We start from the raw sequence: 21349 nt of genomic DNA, 5'->3' as shown, positions 1-21349 counted from the left end.
CATGAGCAGCTACTGATGCGCGACCTCCGGCTCGCCCTGCCGGTCGCCCTCGCATGGGCGGTGCTCGCTGCGCTCAGCCCGCACGTGGCGATGCTGGGTCCCGCCGCAGCCGGCTGCGCCCTCGTGGCCGGCGCCTGCCTGCTCGGCGCACGCGGCGCAGCCGCTCGGCACGACCACGTCGCGGCAGCGCTGAGCACCGCCGCCGTCGGCGCCGGCCTCGCGGTGCCGTTGCTCGCCGGCGCCGCCTCGGCGACCTCGGTGCCGCTCGACGCGTGCGACACCGTGTCGCTGCTGGTGCTCGGCGCATCGACGCCTGCCGAGGTGCTCGTCACCGGTTGCGACGGAGCAGCCGCCGCTTCCATCCCGCCGAGCGCGCTGCTGCTGCGCGCGGATGCCCCGCTCGCGATCGGCGCGACCGCGCTAGGCGCGTGCGACGCGTGGCTCGACGGATCGCGGTGGCTGCTCGCCTGCGCACGGCTCGATGTCGCGGAGCCTGCGGCGTGGGCGGCATGGGCGTCCCCGCTGCGCGACGGCCTGCTCACCGCGTCGGCGCAGCTGCCGGGCGCTGGCGGCCAGCTCCTGCCGGGGCTCGCGATCGGTGACGAGCGGCGGATCGGGCCTGCGCTCGAGGCCGCGATGCTCGGCGCGGGGCTGAGCCACCTCACCGCCGTCTCAGGGGCGAACTGCGTCATCGTCGTCGGCGCCGCCTTCCACGCCGCTGCCGCGCTCGGCGCCCGACGGGGGGTGCGGGTCGCGATCGCCGCGGGCGCGCTGGCCGGCTTCGTGCTGCTGGTGACGCCGGAGCCGTCGGTCGTGCGCGCCGGCACGATGGCCGGCATCGCCTTGATCGGCCTCATCACTGGCCGCCGCGTTGGTGCGCTCGCGCTGCTCGCCCTCGCTGTGCTGCTCGCGCTCGCCGCGCAGCCCCACCTCGCGACGAGCGCCGGGTTCGCGCTCTCGGTGCTCGCGACCTGCGGCCTCATCGTGCACGCGCGTCCCATCGCGATCGTGCTCGGGCGCGTGCTCCCGATGCCGGTCGCTGCGCTCATCGCCGTGCCGGCAGCCGCACAGCTCTGGTGCATGCCGGTGCTCGTCGCGCTCGACGCCAGCGTGAGCCTCGTCGCGGTGCTCGCCAACCTGCTCGCGGGCCCCGCCGCGCCGCTCGCGACGGTGCTCGGGCTCGCGGCGTGCGTCGCAGCGCCGCTCGTGACGGGCGTCGCGGCGGCCCTCGCGTGGATCGCGTGGCTGCCCGCCGCGTGGATCGCGCAGGTCGCGATGCTCGCGCAGCAGCTGCCGGCCTCGCAGACCGCGTGGCCCGCTGCGCCCTGGGGCGTCGTCGCCGCATCCGTCATGCTCGCCGCGGTCGTGCTCGGGCATGCGCGTCGGCACGTCATGCGAGGCGTGGCGGTCGCCTCGGCCGTCGGTCTCGTCGCGGCGGGCGTCGCGGCGTGGCCGGCCGTGCGGCTCGGGTCGCTCGCCGACTGGACGATCGCGCAGTGCGACGTCGGGCAGGGGAGCGCGACCGTCGTGCGGCACGCCGGCGCCACGGTGCTCATCGACGCGGGCCGCGAGGCGGAGCCGATCGACCGGTGCCTGCGGATGCTCGGGGTCGGCCGCATCGAGCTGCTCGTGCTGACGCACTTCGACGTCGACCACGCGGGAGGGGCGCCGGCGCTCGCCGGGCGCATCGGCACGCTCGTGCATGGCCCGGTCGACGAGCGCGCCGCGCCGCTCGTGGCCGAGCTCGTCGCCGCGGGCGCGACGGCGCAGGAGGCGCGCCGCGGCGACGCCTGGATGCTCGGCGAGCTGCGCGTCGACGCGCTCTGGCCGACGGGCGACGACGAGCCGGGCAACGACGCGAGCGTCGCCGTCGCGATCGACGTCCCGGATGCGGCCGGCGCAGAGGACGGGGAAGGCGCGCTCGAGCTCGTCGTGCTGGGCGACCTCAGCGCCGACGCGCAGTCGCGACTGCTGCGCGCTGGAGTGCCGGGTCCGGCCTCCGTGATCGTGGTCGCGCACCACGGCTCGGCCGACCAGCTGCCAGCGCTCTACCGCCGGCTCGGCGCGGCCGTCGGGCTCATCGGCGTCGGCCCGAACGACTACGGGCACCCGGCGGATGCGGCGCTGCAGCTCGTGCGCGAGACCGGGGGAGCGCCGCTGGGCACCGACGAGCTCGGCACGATCGCCCTCGCCGTCGACGACGACGGCGTCCGCGTGTGGTCCGAGCGCGTCGGCGGCCCGCCGTAGGCTGATCGCATGGCCGCGAGCATCCCCAAGATCAGCTGGGAGCAGGTGTCGCCCGCACCCGTCGTGCTGGTCTTCGGCAAGGAGTCGTTCCTCGCCGACCGCGCGCTGCAGCGCCTCCGCGCGCTGCTGCTGCTCGAGGACCCAGAGCTCGAGGTGCACGACGTCGACGCCGGCCAGTACAGCGACGGGGCGCTCGAGCTCATCGCGAGCCCCTCGCTCTTCGACGAGCCGCGGCTCGTGCGGGTCGCCAACGGCGTCAAGGCGACCGATGCGTTCATCGCCGACGTGCTCCGATACCTGGCGCAGCCGGTCGACGGCACGACCCTCGTCATCCGGCACGACGGCTCGACCGTGCGCGGCAAGAAGATGCTCGACGCCATCCGGCAGACGCCCGGCGCGATCGAGGTCGTCTGCCAGCCGCTCAAGCGCGGCGACATGGTGCCGTTCGCGCGCACCGAGCTGCGCCTGCTCGAGCGCGAGGCGACACCCGGGGCGATCGCGGCCCTCGTCGACGCCTTCGCCTCCGACGTCTCCGAGCTCGCGAACGCCATCCGCCAGGTCGCCCTCGACACCGAGGGCGAGGTCACCGAGCAGGTCGTGCGCACCTACTACGCGGGGCGCGTCGAGACGACGGCGTTCGCGGTCGTCGACGCGGTCGTCGCCGGAGATGTCGCCCGCGCGCTCGTCACCCTGCGGCAGGCGATCGCGACCGGCGCCGACCCTGTGCCGATCGTCGCGGCGTTCGCGATGCGCTATCGCCAGCTCGCGAAGGTCTCGGGAGCCGGTGGCTCCGACTCGCAGGCCGCGCGGCAGCTCGGCATGCAGGACTGGCAGGTCGGCAACGCGCGCCGCGACCTGCGGTCGTTCACGGATGCGTCGCTGTGCGACGCGATCGAGGCGATCGCCACCGCGGATGCGGCGGTCAAGGGTGCCGAGCGCAGCCCCGGCCACTCCGTCGAGCGGCTCGTGCGCCAGCTCGCGGCGCGCACCGCCTGATCCGAGCGCCCTCGCGCTGCGGCGAAGACAGCAAGCGGTCGTCGTCGTGCCTCCGGTACCGATCTCAGGTACCGATCTGCGGGTGGCGGGGCTGCGCACCCGCAGATCGGTACCGGAACCGCCCCTTCGCGACGCGGGAGCGTGGGCGCGGCTCAGGCCGAGCCGCTCCACGGCGCCGGCACGATCGTCCAGAGCACGACGGCAGGCTCGCCGCCCTCCACCCGCCAGGTGTGCGGCTCGCGGCCCGGCAGGGTGAGCGCCGCCCCGGCGTCGACGGTCACCGTACGGTCGGCGAAGCGCACCGAGACGGAGCCGCTCACGACGTGCAGCACCTCGACGTCGCAGTTGATCGTGTAGAGGTCGCTGCCGCCGTGCGCGTCGGGCTCGAGCTCCGAGCGCAGCAGCTGCACGCGCTCCTGCCCACGCGGCGACAGCATGCGCTCGTCGGCGCCGAAGCCGCCCAGGTTGATCGGCGGCGCCTCGTCCCACGTGACGAGCTGCACCTCCGGCTCGACGAACAGCGCGCCGACGGGCAGGGAGAGCACCTGGCACAGCTGCACGAGCGTGGCGACGCTCGGCGACGTCTCGTCGCGCTCGACCCGGCTGAGGAACCCCTTCGAGAGGCCCGTCGTCGTCGCGACCTGGCTCAGCGACATGCCCTGCGCGGTGCGCGCGGCGCGCAGCTTCGCCCCGATCGGGGTCGCGCCCTCGTCGGCGGCGGGGTGGATCGAGCGCATGGATGCTCCTGGTCGCGCGGGCCCGCTTGACGCGTCCGTGCGTGAGGCGTACCTTGTGGGCAATCGTTGCGTCCAGAGTATCGAAGGTTGTCAAATATGCAACTCCCGCAGGAGCAGGATCGAGTGGCAGCGGACGGCGCCGTCGAGAGCCATCCGACGCCGCGCGGCCCCGTCGACGCGAGCATCGTGCCGCGCTTCGCCGGCATCGCCACGTTCGCCCGCCTGCCGCGGCTCGACGAGGTCGGCCGCGCCGACATCGCGATCGCCGGCGTGCCGTTCGACAGCGGCGTGAGCTACCGCCCGGGCGCCCGCTTCGGCCCGGCGCACGTGCGTGAGGCATCCCGCCTGCTGCGGCCCTACAACCCCGCGCAGGACGTCTTCCCGTTCGCCTCGCAGCAGGTCGCCGACGCCGGCGACCTCGTCGCCAACCCCTTCGACCTCACGGCCGCGGTCGCCGAGATCGAGGCCGGTGCGCTCGAGCTGCGGCGGAGCGCCGACCGGCTCGTCGTCATCGGCGGCGACCACACGATCGCGCTGCCGCTGCTGCGCGCGGTGCACGCCGAGCACGGCCCCGTCGCGGTGCTGCACTTCGACGCGCACCTCGACACCTGGGACACCTACTTCGGCGCGCCCATCACGCACGGCACGCCGTTCCGCCGCGCGTCGGAGGAGGGCCTCATCGACCTCACCGCGAGCATGCACGTCGGCACCCGCGGCCCCCTCTATGACAAGGGCGACCTCGAGGACGACGAGCGGCTCGGCTTCGCGGTCGTCACGAGCGAGTTCGTCGAGGAGCACGGCGTCGCGACGGCGATCGACCGCATCCGTGCGCGCGTCGGCACCGCCCCGCTCTACATCTCGATCGACATCGACGTGCTCGACCCCGCGCACGCTCCCGGCACCGGCACGCCCGAGGCGGGCGGGCTCACGAGCCGTGAGCTGCTGCGCATCCTGCGCGCCCTCTCCGACCTCCGGATCGTCGGCGCCGACGTCGTCGAGGTCGCCCCCGCGTACGACCACGCGCAGCTCACGGCGATCGCCGCGAGCCACGTCGTCTACGAGCTGCTGAGCGCGATGGCGCCGAGGGAGGCACGAGCATGACGGCCGAGGAGCAGGGCCTGCGCACGCCCGACCGAGCAGCGGTCGAGGCCGCGGCCGACGCGATCATCGACGCCTTCGCGGCGACCGACGGCGAGCGCTACTTCGCGGGCTTCTCGCCCGACGCGACGTTCATCTTCCACACCGAGCCCGCCCGGCTCGACGACCGCGCCGCGTACGAGCGGTTGTGGGGCGGATGGGTCGACAGCGGCTGGCGCGTCGCATCCTGCACGTCGACCGACCGCCTCGTGCAGGTCTGGCCCGGCGGCGCCGTCTTCACGCACACCGTCGACACCGCCGTCGAGACCACGGACGGGCCCTCCGCCTACCGCGAGAGCGAGTCGATCGTGTTCGCGCTCGACGGCGACCGCCTCGTCGCCGTGCACGAGCACCTCTCGCCCCTCACCGAGCCCACCCCCGCCTGACCCTGCACGACCCGCGCACGCCGCGCACCTGACGACATCCGCCGAAGGAGTCCCATGTCGCTCTACTCCCGCCTCGAACGCCGACTGGAGGCGAGCTCTGACGACGCCGGCCCCGTGCGCGGCACGTACTCGTCCGGCCGGATGCTCATGATCTGGCTCGCAGCCAATCTCGTCGTCACGACGCTGCTGACCGGCACGCTCTTCGTGCCCGACGTGCCGTACGGCCTCGTGCTCGGGCTCATCGTCGGCGGCACGGTCGTCGGCGCTGCCGTGCTCGTGCTCATCGGCGCGATCGGTACCCGCACCGGACTGCCGACCATGGCGCTCACCCGCGGCCCGTTCGGCACCCGCGGCAGCCTGCTGCCGCTCGCCGCGAACGTGATCATCCTCATGGGCTGGAGCTGGGTGCAGGCGATGCTCGCCGGCATCTCGCTCGACTTCATCGTCGCCTCGATCACGGGCTTCTCGAACCCGGTGATCTTCGCCGTGCTGTGCCAGACGATCGTCGTCGTGCTCGCGATCTTCGGCCACGCGGGCGTCGCGCGCGTCGAGCCGTGGTTCGCCGCGGTCATCCTCGCGATCGCCGCCTACATCTTCATCGCGTCGTTCACGACCTTCGCGCCCGCCGACTTCGCCGCGATCCCCAGCAACCCGGAGGCGTTCTACACGCCGGGGCTGGTCTTCGACGTCGTGCTCGCGACCGCCATCTCGTGGACCGTGCTCTCGGCCGACTTCAACCGCTTCGCACGGACGACGCGTGCCGGCGTCATCGGCTCGGGCATCGGCTACACGCTCTCGACCATCATCTCGATGGCGCTCGGCGCGACCGCGATCGGCTACGTCGCGCTGAGCGGCGGCGAGGTCGTCGCGTTCGACCCGGTCACGATCATCGACGCCTTCGGGGTGCTGTTCGCGGTGGCGATCTTCCTCTCGGTGATGGCGACGAACACGATGGTCGTCTACGGCATGGTGACCTCGGTGATCAACGCCCTGCCCGGCCGCAAGGTGCCGTTCCTCGCCAGCGCGCTCGTGCTCGGGGCCATCTCGATCATCGGCTCGACGTTCTTCGGCCTGCTCGCGCAGTTCACGACCTTCCTCGTCACGATCAGCGCGCTCTTCGCGCCCGTCTTCGCGATCATGATCGTCGACTACTACCTGCTGCAGCGCCGCTCCTACGACGCCGACATCCTGCGTCCGACGGGCGGCCGCTACTGGTACTGGGCGGGCGTCAACTGGGTCGCGGTCGTCTCGTGGACGATCGGCGCGACGCTCGCCTACGTGTGGGCGTACGTCTGGCCGCTGCCGATCGGCGCGACCGTGCCGGCGTTCATCGCGACGTTCGTCATCTACCTGGCGCTCTCGCTGCCGTTCCGCGGCAAGGTCGCGCCGGCGCCCGCCCGGCACCTGGCGGATGCTTCGTCGGATGCCCGCTGACGCCTCGAGGCTCGTCGACCTGAGCCACCCCATTCGCGACGGCATGCCGGTGTATCCCGGCGACCCGGGGGTGTCGATCGGTCCGGCGCTCACCGTCGACGCCGACGGGGTCGACGTCGCGGGCATCCGGATGGGCTCCCACACCGGCACGCACGTCGACGCGCCGTCGCACACGGTGCGGGGCGGCCGGACGATGGCCGACGTCGGGCTCGACGAGCTCGTCGGCGACGCGGTCGTGCTGCGGGTGCCGGGGCTCGCCGAGGGTGAGGTCTACGACTGGGACCGGCTCGAGGCGCACGGCTCGCTGCCGGCGCAGCTGCCGCCGATCGTGCTCATCGACACCGGCTGGGCGCGCTGGTTCGACGATGAGCGGCGCACGCGGCATCCGGCGCTCGCCGCCGAAGCCGCCGAGGAGCTGCTGCGGCGCGGCATGCGCGTGCTCGGCGTCGACACGCTGAGCCCGGACGCGACGGCCGGGGGAGCGGCGTTCCCGGTCCACGACGCCGTGCTCGGGAGCGGCCGGCTCATCGTCGAGAACGTGGCCAACCTGGATGCCGTGCCCGACCGCGTGCGCGTCGGCTTCTTCCCGCTGCGCCTCGCCGGCGACGGCGCTCCGGTCCGAGCGGTCGCGTTCCTCGACTGACCGCCGTGCGCCTGAGTGGTCACTGCGGCACGTGAGTGGTCACTCCGGCACGTGAGTGGTCGCTGCGGTGGGTGAGTGGTCACTGCGGCCGGTGAGCGGTCACCCTGGGAGGTGAGCGGTCACTGCGGGAAGTCAGTGGTCACTCCGGCACGTGAACCGAGAGTTTGCAGGGTGAGTTGCGTGGGCGGTGCGTGCGTTCCGCATCCGGGAGGTGGAAACGCATGCGCGGTCGCCGGACGATGCCGTCCCCGATGCGCCGCTCGTGGGCGCCAGTGACCTCTCGCGCCCGGGAGTGACCGCTCAGGTGCGGGAGTGACCGCTCAGATGCGGGAGTGACCGCTCAGGTGCGGGAGTGACCGCTCAGGTGCGGGAGTGACCGCTCATTGGCGGGAGTGACCGCTCAGGTGCGGGAGTGACCGCTCAGGCGCGCGAATGACCACTCAGGCGCGGGGGTGACCACTCGGGTGCAGGAGGTTCCACCCGCCCGCGCGCAGCGACGACCCCGCCCGCGCGCAGCAACGACGAAGGGGACCCCCTCGGGGTCCCCTTCGTGCAGCGGTCAGCTCAGAGCGACGCGGCAGCCTTCGTGATCGACGACTTGCGGTTCGCGGCCTGGTTGCGGTGGATGACACCCTTCGACACGGCCTTGTCGAGCTTGCGGCCGGCGATCGCGACCTTCTCCTGCGCGACGGCCTTGTCGCCGGCGGCGATGGCCTTGCGGGCCTCGCGCACGGCGGTCTTGAGCTCGCTCTTGACGGCGCGGTTGCGGAGCGTCGCCTTCTCGTTGGTGAGGATGCGCTTGATCTGCGACTTGATGTTCGCCACGTGGTGTCCTGTTCTGATTCGAAGAGTGGTTGGCGGCGGCTTCTGCTCGCCTGAGCCGCCGCGACCCGCCCTCGCGCGACGGGCGCGCAGAAGAAGGGGAAGCCAGCGAATGACTCTACCAGCGCGCGGTGGCCGGGCGCAACGCGGCCCCGCCCCTCCGCTGTGGGAGAATGGACGCTTCCGCACCGCACCCCTGCACCGCTTGACCGCGACCGCAGCGGCGCGGCGATCCCCAGCCGACGAGAAGGACCCGTGAGCCCCCGAGCGACCAAGGCACTCGAGCCAGCCTCCACCGATCCGGCGAAGATCCGCAACTTCTGCATCATCGCCCACATCGACCACGGCAAGTCGACGCTCGCGGACCGCATGCTGCAGCTCACCGGCGTCGTCGACGACCGCTCGATGCGCGCGCAGTACCTCGACCGCATGGACATCGAGCGCGAGCGCGGCATCACGATCAAGTCGCAGGCCGTGCGGATGCCGTGGGAGCTGGACGGTGAGACGTTCGCCCTCAACATGATCGACACCCCCGGCCACGTCGACTTCACGTACGAGGTCTCGCGATCCCTCGCCGCGTGCGAGGGCGCGATCCTGCTCGTCGACGCGGCCCAGGGCATCGAGGCGCAGACCCTCGCCAACCTGTACCTGGCGATGGACAACGACCTCGAGATCATCCCGGTGCTCAACAAGATCGATCTGCCGGCCGCCGACCCCGAGAAGTACGCCGCCGAGATCGCGCGCCTGATCGGCGGCGACCCCGACGACGTGCTGCGCGTGAGCGGCAAGACCGGCATGGGCGTCGACGCGCTGCTCGACCGCGTCGTGCGCACCGTCCCCGCGCCCACGGGTGATGTCGACGGCCCCGCCCGCGCGATGATCTTCGACTCGGTCTACGACGCCTACCGCGGCGTCGTCACCTACGTGCGCATGGTCGACGGCACGCTGCGCCCGCGCGAACAGGTCGTGATGATGTCGACCGGCTCGAAGCACGAGGCGCTCGAGGTGGGCGTCTCGAGCCCCGAGCCGCTCCCCTCGAAGGGCCTCGGCGTCGGCGAGGTCGGCTACCTCATCACGGGCGTCAAGGATGTGCGCCTGTCGAAGGTCGGCGACACCGTCACGACCGTGAAGTCGCCCGCCACGACGCCGCTCAAGGGCTACGCCGACCCGAAGCCGATGGTCTTCTCGGGGCTCTACCCGATCGACGGCAGCGACTACCCGGTGCTGCGCGAGTCGCTCGACAAGCTCAAGCTGTCGGATGCCGCGCTCGTCTACGAGCCCGAGACCTCCGTCGCGCTGGGCTTCGGGTTCCGCTGCGGCTTCCTGGGCCTGCTGCACCTCGAGATCATCTCGGAGCGGCTGGAGCGCGAGTTCGGCCTCGACCTCATCGCGACCGCCCCGAGCGTGCCGTACCAGGTGCAGACCGAGGACCGGCAGACGCACGTGGTCACGAACCCGAGCGAGTTCCCCGAGGGGAAGATCCTGTCGGTCGTCGAGCCGATGGTGCGCGCGACGATCCTCGCGCCGAAGGACTACGTCGGCGCGATCATGGAGCTCTGCCAGACGCGCCGCGGCACGCTCGGCGGCATGGAGTACCTCTCGGAGGACCGCGTCGAGCTGCGCTACCGGATCCCGCTCGGCGAGATCGTCTTCGACTTCTTCGACCAGCTGAAGTCGCGCACGCAGGGCTACGCCTCGCTCGACTACGAGGTCGACGGCGAGGAGGAGGGCGACCTCGTCAAGGTCGACATCCTGCTGCAGGGCGAGCAGGTCGACGCGTTCAGCGCGATCGTGCACCGCGACAAGGCCTACGCCTACGGCGTGCTCATGGCGGGCAAGCTGCGCGAGCTCATCCCGCGCCAGCAGTTCGAGGTGCCGATCCAGGCCGCGATCGGCGCACGGATCATCGCGCGCGAGACGATCCGGGCCATCCGCAAGGACGTGCTCGCGAAGTGCTACGGCGGCGACATCACCCGCAAGCGCAAGCTGCTCGAGAAGCAGAAGGAGGGCAAGAAGCGCATGAAGATGGTCGGTCGCGTCGAGGTCCCCCAGGAGGCGTTCATCGCCGCGCTCTCGACCGGCGAGACGAAGAAGGACGCCAAGTGACGGCGGCAGCCCACGCGAGGAGGACAGCACTGTGAAGCCGATCGGCGAGCGCTCGACGAACTACGGCGCCGTGGGCGCCACCGCGCACTTCGACTTCCACCGGTTCCCGCCGAAGGGCTTCGAGGTCGTGCAGAAGCGCGCCCGCATCGGGCACGGCCGACCGCGCTACGACGCGGCCGTCGCCGCGCTCCGCACCTGGAAGATCCAGCGGCTCTCGGGCATCGAGGTCGACGTCGTCGGCACCGAGGAGGGCACCGTCTACCGGCCTGTGGGCTTCGACGGCACCGAGGCGACGCGCGCGGCGAGCATCGAGCCGCAGCAGGACTTCGGCCCCGACGGCGAGCCGTTCCTGCAGCCGGGCGACTCGGTCGACCAGCGCATCCGCGTCGCCGGCATGCAGATCCATGCCCCGATGCGCGTGATCGCGGTCGAGGAGGAGCCGAGCACCCACGTCGTCATCGTCGGCTCGCTCGAGGGCCACCCGCTCGCCGGCGAGGAGCGCTTCACCGTCGAGATCGCCGAGGACGAGACCGTCTTCCTGCACTTCCGGGCGATCGTCCGGCAGGACGCCTTGTGGGCCCGGCTCGGCACCCCGTTCGCGCGGGCGCTCCGGCGCCGCTACCACGACCGGTTCATGGACGTGCTGCGCTCGATCGACGTCCGCTGACGATGGGGCGGCTGCCGGAGGGCGAGGCCGCGCCGACGGACGGGCGGCTGCCGCTGGGCACCGCCGTCGACGGCCCGTTCGGCGTCTACCTGCACGTGCCGTTCTGCTCGGTGCGGTGCGGCTACTGCGACTTCAACACCTACACGGCCGATGAGCTTCGCGGTGCGACGCGCGCCGGCTACCCGGACGACGTCGCCGCCGAGATCGCGCTCGCCGCGGCCTCGCTCGCCGAGCTCGGCCCGCTGCGACCGGCGCAGACGGTCTTCTTCGGCGGCGGCACGCCCACGCTGCTGCCGGCGGGCGACCTGCTGACCATGCTCGCGGGCGTGCGGGATGCCTTCGGGCTCGCCCCGGATGCGGAGGTCTCGGTCGAGGCGAACCCCGACTCGATCGACGCAGGCGGCCTCGCGCAGCTGCGCGCGGGCGGCGTCACGCGCGTCTCGTTCGGGATGCAGTCGGCCGTGCCGCACGTGCTCGCGGCGCTCGACCGCACCCACGACCCCGAGCGCGTGCCGCTCGTCGTCGGCTGGGCGCGCGACGCCGGCCTCGAGGTCTCCGTCGACCTCATCTACGGGGCGCCGGGGGAGTCGCTCGACGACTGGCAGCGGTCGCTCGACGCGGCCGTCGCGATGGAGCCGGACCACATCTCGGCCTACGCGCTCATCGTCGAGGACGGCACCGCGCTCGCCCGCCGCATCCGCAAGGGCGAGCTCACCGCGCCCGACGACGACCTGCAGGCCGCGATGTACGAGGCGGCGGATGCGACGCTCGGCGCCGCCGGGTTCGAGTGGTACGAGGTGTCGAACTGGGCGCGCGGCGACCGCGTCGCCCGCCACAACCTCGCCTACTGGCGCGGCCAGGACTGGTGGGGCTTCGGGCCCGGCGCGCACAGCCACGTCGGCGGCGTGCGCTGGTGGAACGTCAAGCATCCGGCCGCCTACCGCGACCGGCTGCTCGCCGGCGCCTCGCCCGCGCTCGCGCGCGAGGTGCTCGACGACGAGACGCGCCGCGTCGAGCGGGTGCTGCTCGAGTCGCGCATCGTCGACGGCCTGCCGATCTCGATGCTCGAGCCGGAGGGGCGCCGCGAGGTCGCGGGCCTCATCGCCGACGAGCTCATCGACGGAGGAGCCGCCCTCGCCGGCCGGGTGGTCCCGACGCTGCGAGGGCGGCTCCTGGCCGACGCGGTGGTGCGGCGGCTGCTGCCCTGAGGCTGCGGCCTACTTCACGAGCCGCCAGTTGAACGGGTAGCGGTACGAGCCGCCGCTGTTGACGCGCATGGCGCCGACGATCGAGAAGATCACCTGGAGCAGGCCCGGCACCCACCAGAGGATGAGCAGGATGAAGCCGATCCCGACGAAGCTCAGGATGGTGCCGACGACGAGCAGTCCGACGGTGACGATCGTCATGAGGATGCCGAAGTTCAGCGCCTCCTTCGACTCCTGCCTCGCGAACGCGCTCCGGTCCTTGTAGATCATGTAGACGATGAGCGGCCCGACCCAGCCGCCGTAGCCACCGGTGACGATCGTCGAGAGGCCGGAGAGATGACCCCACATGCCGGCGTTCTTCTCGTCGACGGGCGACATCGGCGCGGCGGCCGCGTACTGCGGCTGCCCGGGGGCGCCGTACTGCGGCTGCTGGCCGTACTGCTGCGGGCCGCCGTACTGCTGGCCCGACTGCGGCTGGCCGTACTGCGGCTGGCCGTAGGGAGGCTGACCAGGCTGCCCCGGCTGACCCTGGCCGAACTGGCCCTGCCCGTACTGGCCCTGCCCTGACTGGCCCTGGCCGTACTGCGGGGCGCTCGAGCCGGCACCGCCGAAGGGCTGCTCGCCGGGGCGGGGGGCGGCCGATGCGCCGCCGGATGCCTGCTGGCCCTGCTGCCACTCCTGGCCGGCCTGCGGGGCGCCGCCGAACGCGGGCGGTCCGGGCACCTCAGCGGGGGAGGAGAAGGACTGCGCGGGCTGGCCCACGCCGGGCGCGGGCGCCGCAGGAGCGCTCGGGGCGGCGTGCTGCTCATGGGTGACGTCGAAGCCCTCCGGGTGCTCCGGGGGAACGGGCTGCTCCCCGCGGGGAGCGTTGGGATCGGTCATGGCATGCCTTTCGTGTCGGCCTCGCGGAGCGCGGGGCGTCGCGGGCCCATTGTGCGCCCGATCGGCTGTGCATGGCATCCGAGACTTCGCGCCGCTCGCGGTAGGATTGGCAGTCAGACGACGGGAGTGCCAAGGGGTGCGTCCACAGCGGATGCGTCCCCACCGGACGAGAGGAGCGCGGATGGTCTCGGATCGCGGCCTCGATGTGCTGCGGGCCATCGTGCAGGACTACGTGGCGATGCGCGAGCCGGTGGGCTCGAAGTCGATCGTCGAGCGCCACGCGTTCGGCGTCTCCGCCGCCACCATCCGCAACGACATGGCGCTCCTCGAGGAGGAGGAGCTCATCGTCGCTCCGCACACCTCCTCCGGGCGGGTGCCGACCGACAAGGGCTACCGCGTGTTCGTCGACCGGCTGCAGCGCATGCAGCCCCTCACCGCCGCGCAGCGCGTGGCCATCACGCGCTTCCTCGACGAGGCCGTCGACCGCGACGACGTGCTCGCGCGCACCGCGCGCCTGCTCTCGAGCCTCACGAACCAGGTCGCGCTCGTCCAGGTGCCGATGCGGCGCCCCGCAGGGGTGCGCCGCGTCGAGCTCGTCGCGGTCGCCGAGACGCGGCTGCTCGCGGTGCTCATCCTCGACTCCGGCCGCGTGGAGCAGCGGGTGCTCGACGCGCAGCAGCGCATCGAGCCCGAGCAGGCGACCGCGCTCGGCCGCGCCTTCACCGAGACCACCGCCGAGCTGCCGCCGGCCGAGGCCGTCCAGCGGCTCTCGTCGGCAGCCGCATCCGCCCCGCCGTCGCTGCACGCGGCGACCTCGGCGGTCGCGACCGCGCTCACCGAGATGCTGCAGGCCGCCGGCGGCGACCGCATCGTGATGGCGGGCGCCTCGCACCTCGTGCGCGAGGAGCGCGACTTCCACGGCCGGGTGACCCCCGTGCTCGACGCGATCGAGGAGCAGGTCACGCTGCTGCGCCTCTTCGACGAGATGGGCGCGGAGGGCGAGGTCGCGACCCGCATCGGCCGCGAGCTCTCGGGCCCGCTCGGCGAGGCGGCCGTCGTGGCGTCGACCTACAGCGACTCGAGGCTCGAGGGGCACGTGGGCGTGCTGGGCCCGACCCGGATGGACTACGCAGGGAACATGGCCGCGGTGCGCGCAGTTGCGCGCTACCTGACGCGGCTGCTGAGCGAGGACTGAGTGACTGACCACTACGAGACCCTCGGCGTCGCGCGCGACGCCGGCCAGGACGAGATCAAGAAGGCGTACCGCCGGCTGGCTCGCGAGCTGCACCCGGACGTGAACCCGAGCGCAGACGCGGCGGAGCGGTTCAAGACCGTCACGCACGCGTACGACGTGCTCGGCGACGCCCAGTCGCGCGCCGAGTACGACCGCGGGCCGTCGGGCGGCGCGGGTGCCTTCGGGTTCGGCGACATCTTCGAGCAGTTCTTCGGCGGCGGCGGCCGCTCGCAGGCACCGCGGTCGAGGCGGCAGCCGGGGCAGGACAGCCTGCTGCGCGTCGACCTCGACCTCGCCGACGTCGTCTTCGGCGTGCACCGCGAGCTGCGCGTGCAGACGGCCGTGCTGTGTGAGACGTGCGGCGGCGCGTGCACCGCGCCCGGCACGAGCCCCGAGCGCTGCACGATGTGCGGCGGCTCCGGCCACGTGCAGCGGCAGGTGCGCTCGCTGCTCGGCAACGTCGTGACGAGCCAGCCGTGCGCGGTCTGCCAGGGCTACGGCAGCGTCATCCCCGAGCCCTGCCCGACGTGCGCGGGCCACGGCCGCGTGCGCGCCGAGCGCAGCATCCCGGTCGACATCCCCGCGGGCGTCGACACCGGGCTGCGCATCCAGATGCCCGGCCAGGGCGAGGTCGGCGAGGCCGGCGGACCGGCAGGCACGCTCTACCTCGAGGTGAACGTGCGGCACCACGACGTCTTCAGCCGCGCAGGGGACGACCTGCTCGGCACCCTCGAGGTGTCGATGCCGGATGCGGCGCTCGGTGCGCGCGCGACCGTCGAGGCGATCGACGGGCCCGTCGACGTCGAGGTGCGCCCCGGCACGCAGTCCGGCGACGTCATCACGATCGCCGACCGCGGCGTCACGCGCCTGCGCGGCGCCGGCCGCGGCGACCTGAAGCTCGGCGTGCAGGTGGTGACGCCGCAGCGCGTCGACCGTCGCACCGAGGAGCTGCTGCGCGAGCTGCGCGACCGCACGAAGGCGCCCGCGCCGCACCTCGCGCAGTTCAAGCAGGGGCTGTTCGCGAAGATGCGCGACCGCCTCCGCCTCTGATGGCCCACTGCTACTGGCACGACGAGCTCGAGGGCTCGGTCGCCGGCGACGTGGTGACGCTCACCGGCGAGGAGGCGCACCACGCCGCCGTCGTCTCCCGCATGCGACGCGGCGAGCGCGTGCTCGTCAGCGACGGCCGCGGCACCCTCGCCGAGGGCGTGATCGACCGCGCCGAGAAGGACGGGGTCGACGTGGTGCTGCACCGCATCGAGCACGTGCCGCCGCCCACGCCGCGCATCGCCCTCGCCCAGGCGCTCGCCAAGGGCGACCGGGCCGAGCTCGCCGTGCAGGCGTCGACCGAGCTCGGCGTCGATGTGATCGTGCCCTGGCAGGCGCGCCGGAGCGTCGTGCAGTGGAAGGGCGACCGCGCCGAGAAGTCGCTCGACCGCTGGCGCCGGGTGGTGCGCGAGGCGGGCAAGCAGGCGCTCAGGCCCAGGCTGCCCGAGGTCGTGCCGGTCGTGGACGCCGACGGCCTCGCGCAGCTCGGCTTCGCGTGGCGCCCGGTCGTGCTCGACCCCACCGCAGAGGCGTCGCTCGCCGACGTGCCGCTCGACCGCGACATCCTGCTCATCGTCGGGCCGGAGGGCGGCATCGATCCGGCCGAGATGGAGCGGCTCGAGGCCGCGGGCGGCGTGCGCGTGCGGATGGGCGACCACGTGCTGCGGACGTCGACGGCGGGGCTCGCGGCGATCGCGGCCCTCAGCGTGCGACTCGGCCGCTGGTGAGCGGCGCGAAGGTAGGCTGACTGCCATGGCTGAGCCCACCGTCTTCGAGAAGATCATCGCCCGAGAGATCCCCGCCGAGATCGTGCTCGAGACCGATCGGATCATCGCGTTCACCGACATCCACCCCCAGGCGCCCATGCACGTGCTCGTCGTGCCGAAGACGCCCGCGTACCGCGACGTCGTCGAGCTCGCGGCCGCCGAGCCCGAGCTGCTCGCCGAGATGATCCAGGCCGCGCAGGCCATCGCGCGCGAGCGCGGCGACGGCGGCGACTTCCGCCTCGTGTTCAACACCGGCGAGCTCGCCGGCCAGACCGTGTTCCACGCCCACGCGCACGTGCTCGCGGGCTCCTTCGGAGAGGGCTCGCTTGCCTGACGCATCACAGTCCATCGAGATCGACGGCATCGAGATGGTGCGGCTGCTGGGGCCGCAGGACCGGCTGCTGACGCGGCTCGAGCACGAGCACCCCGACGTGCGCGTCGCCGTGCGCGGCAACCTCGTCACCCTCGAGGGCCCGGAGGACGACGTGCTCGTCGCGGGCCGGCTCGTGCAGGAGCTCGTCGACATGCTGCGCCAGGGCGCCGACCTCAGCCAGACCGAGGTCGCCGAGGGCACGCGCATCCTGCGCCAGGACTCCACCCGCAACCTGTCCGACGCGATGGGCGAGGCGATCCTCACGTCGCGCGGCAAGTCGGTGCGGCCGAAGACGGAGGGCCAGCGCGCCTACGTCGACGCCATCGACCAGCACACGATCGTCTTCGGCATCGGCCCCGCCGGCACCGGCAAGACCTACCTCGCGATGGCGAAGGCCGTGCAGGCCCTCCACCGCAAGGAGGTCGACCGCATCATCCTCACCCGCCCCGCGGTCGAGGCGGGCGAGCGGCTGGGCTTCCTGCCGGGCACGCTCACCGACAAGATCGACCCCTACCTGCGACCGCTCTACGACGCCCTCAACGAGATGATGGACCCGGAGCTGGTGCCCAAGCTGCTCGCGACCGGCGTCGTCGAGGTCGCGCCGCTCGCCTACATGCGCGGCCGCACGCTCAACAGCTCGTTCATCGTGCTCGACGAGGCGCAGAACACCAGCCCCGAGCAGATGAAGATGTTCCTCACGCGCCTCGGCTTCGGCTCGCAGATGGTCGTCACCGGCGATGCGACGCAGGTCGACCTGCCGGCAGGCACCTCGGGGCTGCAGGTCGCGCAGCAGGTGCTGGGACGCATCGACGACATCCACTTCTCGATGCTCACGAGCGCCGATGTGGTGCGCCACACGCTCGTCGGCGAGATCGTCGACGCCTACACCGAGCACGACCAGAAGCAGATGGCGAAGCAGGCCCGCAAGGCGCAGGGGCCGCACCACCAGCAGCGCGGACGAGGTCGCTGATGGCGATCGACCTGCTCAACGAGACCGAGGCGTCGGTCGACGAGGCGCAGCTCGTGCGGCTCGTCGCGTTCGACCTCGAGCGGCTCTTCGTGCACCCGGATGCCGACGTGTCGATCGTGCTCGTCGACGTCGCGGCGATGGAGCAGCTGCACGTGCAGTGGATGGACGAGCCCGGCCCCACCGACGTGCTCTCGTTCCCGATGGACGAGCTGCGCCCCGGCGCGCACGACCGGCTGACGCCGGCCGGCCTGCTCGGCGACATCGTGCTGTGCCCCGAGGTCGCGCAGGCGCAGGCCACCGAGGCCGGGCACAGCCTCATGACCGAGCTGCGGCTGCTCACGACCCACGGCCTGCTGCACCTGCTCGGCTTCGACCACGCCGAGCCTGCGGAGCGCGACGAGATGTTCACGCTGCAGGACAAGCTGCTCGCCGGCTTCGAGGAGCACGACGCCGGCACGCCCGGCCGCACCCCCTGATGTTCGAGATCCTGCTCTTCCTCGCCGCCGGCGTGCTGATCGCCTTCGGCGCCTGGCTCGCCGCCGCCGATGCCGCGCTCGGCGTCGTCTCGCGCGCCGAGCTGCAGGAGGCGGCCGTCACCGCACGTCGCGGCTCGGCGATGCTTGCGATCGCCGACGACCTCCGCGGCCACGTCATGACGCTGCAGTTCGGCCGCATCATGTGCGAGACGATCGCAGCGGTGCTCATCACCCTCGCCGTCGACTCGCTCGTCACCGAGTGGTGGATCACGCTGGCCGTCGCGGCCGGCGCGATGATCGTCGTCTCATTCGTGCTCGTCGGCACGAGCCCCCGCGCCGTCGGCCGCACGCACGCGATCGCGCTGCTGCGCGCCTCCGCCCGCTTCCTGCGCTTCTGGCGCGTGCTCATGGGTCCGATCGCGAGCCTCATCGCGAGCGTCGGCGACAAGATCACGCCGGGGCGCCAGCGCGAGACCGCGTTCACGACCGAGGCGCAGCTGCTCTCGATGGTCGACGCGGCCGCCGAGTCGGATGTCCTCGAGGACGACGACCGCGAGCTCATCCACTCGATCTTCGAGTTCAACGAGACGCTCGTGCGCGAGGTCATGGTGCCCCGGCCCGACATGATCACCGTCGACCGCGACGCGACCGCGAAGGACGCGCTGCGGCAGTTCCTCGACAACGGCCTGTCGCGGATGCCGGTGGTGGGGGAGTCGACCGACGAGATCCTCGGCATCCTCTACCTCCGCGACGTCGTCCGGAGCCGCACCTGGCGACCGGAGGCGACCGAGACAGCCGAGGAGCTCGCGCGCCCGGCCATCCTCGTGCCCGAGTCGAAGAAGGGCGACGACACGCTCGCGCTCATGCAGGCCGAGCGCGTGCACGTCGCGATGGTCGTCGACGAGTACGGCGGCATCGCCGGGCTCGTGACCCTCGAGGACCTGGTCGAGGAGCTCGTCGGCGAGATCCGCGACGAGCACGACCGCGGTCGCGCCGAGGTCGTCGACGAGGGCGAGGGCGTGTGGCGGGTCTCCGCCCGCCTGCAGATCGACGAGCTGGGCGACCTGTTCGACCTGACGCTCGAGGATGAGGACGTCGACACGGTCGGCGGCCTCGTGCAGAAGGAGCTGGGGCGCATCGCGGAGGTGGGCGACGTCGTGCACGTCGGTGACCTGCGCATCGCCGTGCGCTCGATCGACGGCCGGGGCCGCAACGCCGGCGAGATGGAGGTCTCGCGCATGGTGCGCGCCGACCACGAGGCCGAGGGGGCCGCTTGATGGACGACACCGCAGACGCCGGGTTCGACTCCGGCGCGCAGGGCCAGCGCGACGCCGCGCACCGCAGCGGCTTCGTGACCTTCGTGGGTCGCCCGAACGCGGGCAAGTCGACGCTCATGAACGCCATCGTCGGCGAGAAGATCGCCATCACGTCGTCGAAGCCGCAGACGACGCGGCACGCGATCCGCGGCGTCGTGCACCGCGACGACGCGCAGCTCGTGATCGTCGACACCCCGGGCATGCACAAGCCGCGCACGCTGCTGGGCAAGCGCCTGAACGCCGTCGTCCAGACGACGCTCGGCGACGTCGACGTCATCTGCCTGTGCGTGCCGGCGAACGAGCCGCTCGGACCGGGCGACCGCTTCATCGACCAGCAGCTCGAGGGGTTCCCGAGGGCGAAGAAGGTCGCCGTCGTGACGAAGACCGACGCCGCGTCGAAACAGCGCGTCGCCGAGCAGCTGCTCGCCGTCACGGAGCTGCGCGAGTGGGATGCGGTCGTGCCGCTGTCATCGCTGCGGGGCACCCAGCTCGACGTGCTCGTCGACACGCTCGTCGGCCTGCTGCCGCAGGGACCGCCGCTCTACGAGGCCGAGACGACCACCGAGGAGCCGCTCGACATCCGCATCGCCGAGCTCATCCGCGAAGCGGCGCTCGAGGGCGTGCGGGACGAGCTGCCGCACTCGATCATGGTGACGATCGACGACATCGTGCGGCGCGAGGATCGCGAGCTCACCGACGTCTACGCCAACCTGTGGGTCGAGCGCGACAGCCAGAAGGGCATCGTGATCGGCAAGGGCGGCTCGCGGCTGCGGCAGGTGGGGGCGGATGCGCGCGCCGAGATCGAGCGCATCGTCGGCACGCAGGTGCACCTCGACCTGCGCGTGAAGATCGCGAAGGAGTGGCAGGGCGACCCGAAGCAGCTCGGCCGCTTCGGCTTCTAGCCTCCCCGCTGGTCGAGCACCACGCGGAGCGCACCCTGCTGGTCGACCAGCAGGCGAAGCGCACCCTGCTGCTCGAGCAGCACGCGAAGCGCACCCTGCTGGTCGAGTAGCACGCGAAGCGCGCGTATCGAGACCACGCCCTGCGAACCGCCCCTACGCCGCCCGGAACAGGTAGTTCCGCGTGCCGAGCACGACCCGCTCCGCGGCCCGCCAGCCGCCGTCGCGCCACGTCTGCATCGCGTAGCCGCGTTCGCGCAGCATCCCGCTCACCTCGTCGGCCGTGCGTCCGTAGCGGCCGAGGTGGCGGTCCTCGATCTCGAGCAGCAGCGCCGGCATGTCGCGCTCGAGCACGCGCGCGGCACCGTGGAGCACCTCGGGCTCGAAGCCCTCGACGTCGGCCTTGATGAAGTGCACGCGCGCGATCGCGTGCTCGGCGCAGACGTCGTCGATCGTCGTCACCGGCACGCGGATGCGCCGCGGCGCGGGCCCGGCGGTCGGCGCCTGCGCGGCGAGGCGATCCGCGAGGTGCGCGTGCCCGCTGATCCGCACGCCGTAGCGCGACGGCAGCACGAGCGGCAGGTGGCCGGCGCGGCGGCCCATCCCGTGGTCGGACAGGCGCACGTGCGCCGCGCCCACCGCGCGACGCATCGCCGCGAGCACCGCGCGGGGCCGCGGCTGCGGCTCGAAGCTGTGCACGGCGCCGCGCGGCCCGACGAGCTCCGCCAGCGGGAACGTGTACATCCCGTAGGCGGCGCCCACGTCGAAGCACACGTCGCCGGCGCGCACGAGGTGGTGCAGACCGCGGATCTCTGGCTCGACCATCCGCAACCTGGCTGCGGCGCGCAGCGATGCCGCGGCGAGGGCGAGCCGACCGCGGCCGCGCGCACGCTCGGCACGTCGCGGCGACGTCTCGACGGTGATCTCGTCCACGGGGCCTCGGTCCTCTGGTGGTGGCTGCACCGGTGCAGAGGCTGAGCATATCCATGTGGACACGTCCGCCTA

The 21349-nt window shown here is 72.7% G+C and carries 21 protein-coding genes; 17 read left to right on the top strand and 4 right to left on the bottom strand.

Going from position 1 to position 21349, the window contains the following annotated elements; translation table 11 throughout:
- Window positions 1–15: 15 nt before the first annotated feature.
- Both EDD26_RS13160 and holA read left to right on the top strand, forming a co-directional pair.
- Window positions 16–2247, top strand: a complete 2232-nt coding sequence (locus EDD26_RS13160) for a ComEC/Rec2 family competence protein (protein ID WP_123698124.1) — start codon at window positions 16–18, stop codon at window positions 2245–2247.
- A 9-nt stretch (window positions 2248–2256) separates the two neighbouring features.
- A complete protein-coding gene (gene holA / locus EDD26_RS13155; protein ID WP_123698123.1) occupies window positions 2257–3243 on the top strand; it encodes a DNA polymerase III subunit delta in 987 nt (328 codons plus the stop codon).
- A 152-nt stretch (window positions 3244–3395) separates the two neighbouring features.
- Here the strand turns inward: holA and EDD26_RS13150 are convergent, their stop codons facing one another.
- A complete protein-coding gene (locus EDD26_RS13150; protein ID WP_123698122.1) occupies window positions 3396–3980 on the bottom strand; it encodes a helix-turn-helix domain-containing protein in 585 nt (194 codons plus the stop codon).
- Window positions 3981–4076: 96 nt separating this feature from the next.
- On the opposite strand from EDD26_RS13150, the gene speB reads away from it, so the two are divergent.
- Genes speB through EDD26_RS13130 form a run of 4 tightly spaced genes read left to right on the top strand, consistent with a single transcriptional unit; the run spans window position 4077 to window position 7580 of the window.
- Window positions 4077–5081 (top strand): agmatinase, encoded by a 1005-nt coding sequence (gene speB, locus EDD26_RS13145; protein ID WP_123698121.1) that lies wholly within the window; start codon window positions 4077–4079, stop codon window positions 5079–5081.
- Window positions 5078–5503: a nuclear transport factor 2 family protein gene (locus EDD26_RS13140; protein ID WP_170165638.1), complete on the top strand. Its 426-nt coding sequence runs from the start codon at window positions 5078–5080 to the stop codon at window positions 5501–5503. Before speB ends, EDD26_RS13140 begins: the two co-directional genes overlap by 4 nt.
- A gap of 54 nt (window positions 5504–5557) precedes the next feature.
- On the top strand, window positions 5558–6937 hold the full coding sequence (locus EDD26_RS13135; RefSeq protein ID WP_123698120.1) for a purine-cytosine permease family protein: 1380 nt from the start codon (window positions 5558–5560) through the stop codon (window positions 6935–6937).
- Complete coding sequence (locus EDD26_RS13130; RefSeq protein WP_123698119.1) at window positions 6927–7580, top strand: cyclase family protein; 654 nt, start codon at window positions 6927–6929, stop codon at window positions 7578–7580. The genes EDD26_RS13135 and EDD26_RS13130 overlap by 11 nt, the downstream gene beginning before the upstream one ends.
- Before the next feature lie 564 nt (window positions 7581–8144).
- Here the strand turns inward: EDD26_RS13130 and rpsT are convergent.
- On the bottom strand, window positions 8145–8405 hold the full coding sequence (rpsT, locus tag EDD26_RS13125) for a 30S ribosomal protein S20 (protein WP_123698118.1): 261 nt from the start codon (window positions 8403–8405) through the stop codon (window positions 8145–8147).
- A gap of 252 nt (window positions 8406–8657) precedes the next feature.
- On the opposite strand from rpsT, the gene lepA reads away from it, so the two are divergent.
- From lepA to hemW, 3 genes are read left to right on the top strand one after another with little or no spacing between them, the layout of a single operon-like run.
- The gene (lepA, locus tag EDD26_RS13120) at window positions 8658–10508 is read left to right on the top strand and encodes a translation elongation factor 4 (protein WP_123698117.1); all 1851 of its coding nucleotides are present in this window, start codon (window positions 8658–8660) and stop codon (window positions 10506–10508) included.
- A 31-nt stretch (window positions 10509–10539) separates the two neighbouring features.
- Window positions 10540–11175, top strand: coding sequence for a DUF1990 domain-containing protein (locus tag EDD26_RS13115; RefSeq protein WP_123698116.1), 636 nt, complete (start codon window positions 10540–10542; stop codon window positions 11173–11175).
- Window positions 11176–11177: 2 nt separating this feature from the next.
- The gene (gene hemW / locus EDD26_RS13110; protein ID WP_123698115.1) at window positions 11178–12383 is read left to right on the top strand and encodes a radical SAM family heme chaperone HemW; all 1206 of its coding nucleotides are present in this window, start codon (window positions 11178–11180) and stop codon (window positions 12381–12383) included.
- 9 nt (window positions 12384–12392) lie between these two features.
- Here hemW and EDD26_RS13105 read toward each other — a convergent pair whose 3' ends face one another.
- Window positions 12393–13262 (bottom strand): DUF4870 domain-containing protein, encoded by an 870-nt coding sequence (locus tag EDD26_RS13105; protein WP_123698114.1) that lies wholly within the window; start codon window positions 13260–13262, stop codon window positions 12393–12395.
- Between the two features lie 181 nt (window positions 13263–13443).
- Here EDD26_RS13105 and hrcA point away from each other — a divergent pair, with 181 nt between their 5' ends.
- The 8 genes from hrcA to era are packed head-to-tail and all read left to right on the top strand — an operon-like array spanning window position 13444 to window position 20347.
- Window positions 13444–14457 carry a heat-inducible transcriptional repressor HrcA gene (hrcA, locus tag EDD26_RS13100; protein ID WP_123698113.1) on the top strand — a complete coding sequence of 338 codons (1014 nt, stop codon included), beginning with the start codon at window positions 13444–13446 and terminating at the stop codon, window positions 14455–14457.
- Window positions 14458–15546, top strand: a complete 1089-nt coding sequence (locus tag EDD26_RS13095; protein ID WP_123698112.1) for a DnaJ C-terminal domain-containing protein — start codon at window positions 14458–14460, stop codon at window positions 15544–15546.
- Window positions 15546–16271 carry a 16S rRNA (uracil(1498)-N(3))-methyltransferase gene (locus EDD26_RS13090; RefSeq protein WP_123698111.1) on the top strand — a complete coding sequence of 242 codons (726 nt, stop codon included), beginning with the start codon at window positions 15546–15548 and terminating at the stop codon, window positions 16269–16271. Before EDD26_RS13095 ends, EDD26_RS13090 begins: the two co-directional genes overlap by 1 nt.
- 25 nt (window positions 16272–16296) lie before the next feature.
- On the top strand, window positions 16297–16644 hold the full coding sequence (locus EDD26_RS13085; protein ID WP_123698110.1) for a histidine triad nucleotide-binding protein: 348 nt from the start codon (window positions 16297–16299) through the stop codon (window positions 16642–16644).
- Window positions 16645–16678: 34 nt separating this feature from the next.
- Window positions 16679–17653 (top strand): PhoH family protein, encoded by a 975-nt coding sequence (locus tag EDD26_RS13080; protein ID WP_123698599.1) that lies wholly within the window; start codon window positions 16679–16681, stop codon window positions 17651–17653.
- Entirely contained in the window at window positions 17653–18129 is a 477-nt protein-coding gene (gene ybeY, locus EDD26_RS13075) for an rRNA maturation RNase YbeY (protein WP_123698109.1), read from the top strand. The genes EDD26_RS13080 and ybeY overlap by 1 nt, the downstream gene beginning before the upstream one ends.
- Window positions 18129–19406, top strand: coding sequence for a hemolysin family protein (locus EDD26_RS13070; protein ID WP_123698108.1), 1278 nt, complete (start codon window positions 18129–18131; stop codon window positions 19404–19406). Before ybeY ends, EDD26_RS13070 begins: the two co-directional genes overlap by 1 nt.
- The gene (gene era / locus EDD26_RS13065; protein WP_123698107.1) at window positions 19406–20347 is read left to right on the top strand and encodes a GTPase Era; all 942 of its coding nucleotides are present in this window, start codon (window positions 19406–19408) and stop codon (window positions 20345–20347) included. Before EDD26_RS13070 ends, era begins: the two co-directional genes overlap by 1 nt.
- A gap of 153 nt (window positions 20348–20500) precedes the next feature.
- Here era and EDD26_RS13060 read toward each other — a convergent pair whose 3' ends face one another.
- Complete coding sequence (locus EDD26_RS13060) at window positions 20501–21277, bottom strand: FkbM family methyltransferase (RefSeq protein WP_123698106.1); 777 nt, start codon at window positions 21275–21277, stop codon at window positions 20501–20503.
- Window positions 21278–21349 lie beyond the last annotated feature (72 nt).

It is taken from the genome of Agrococcus jenensis (genome assembly GCF_003752465.1).
Classification (GTDB): domain Bacteria; phylum Actinomycetota; class Actinomycetes; order Actinomycetales; family Microbacteriaceae; genus Agrococcus; species Agrococcus jenensis.
This window is presented reverse-complemented; position numbering and strand designations above follow the sequence as displayed.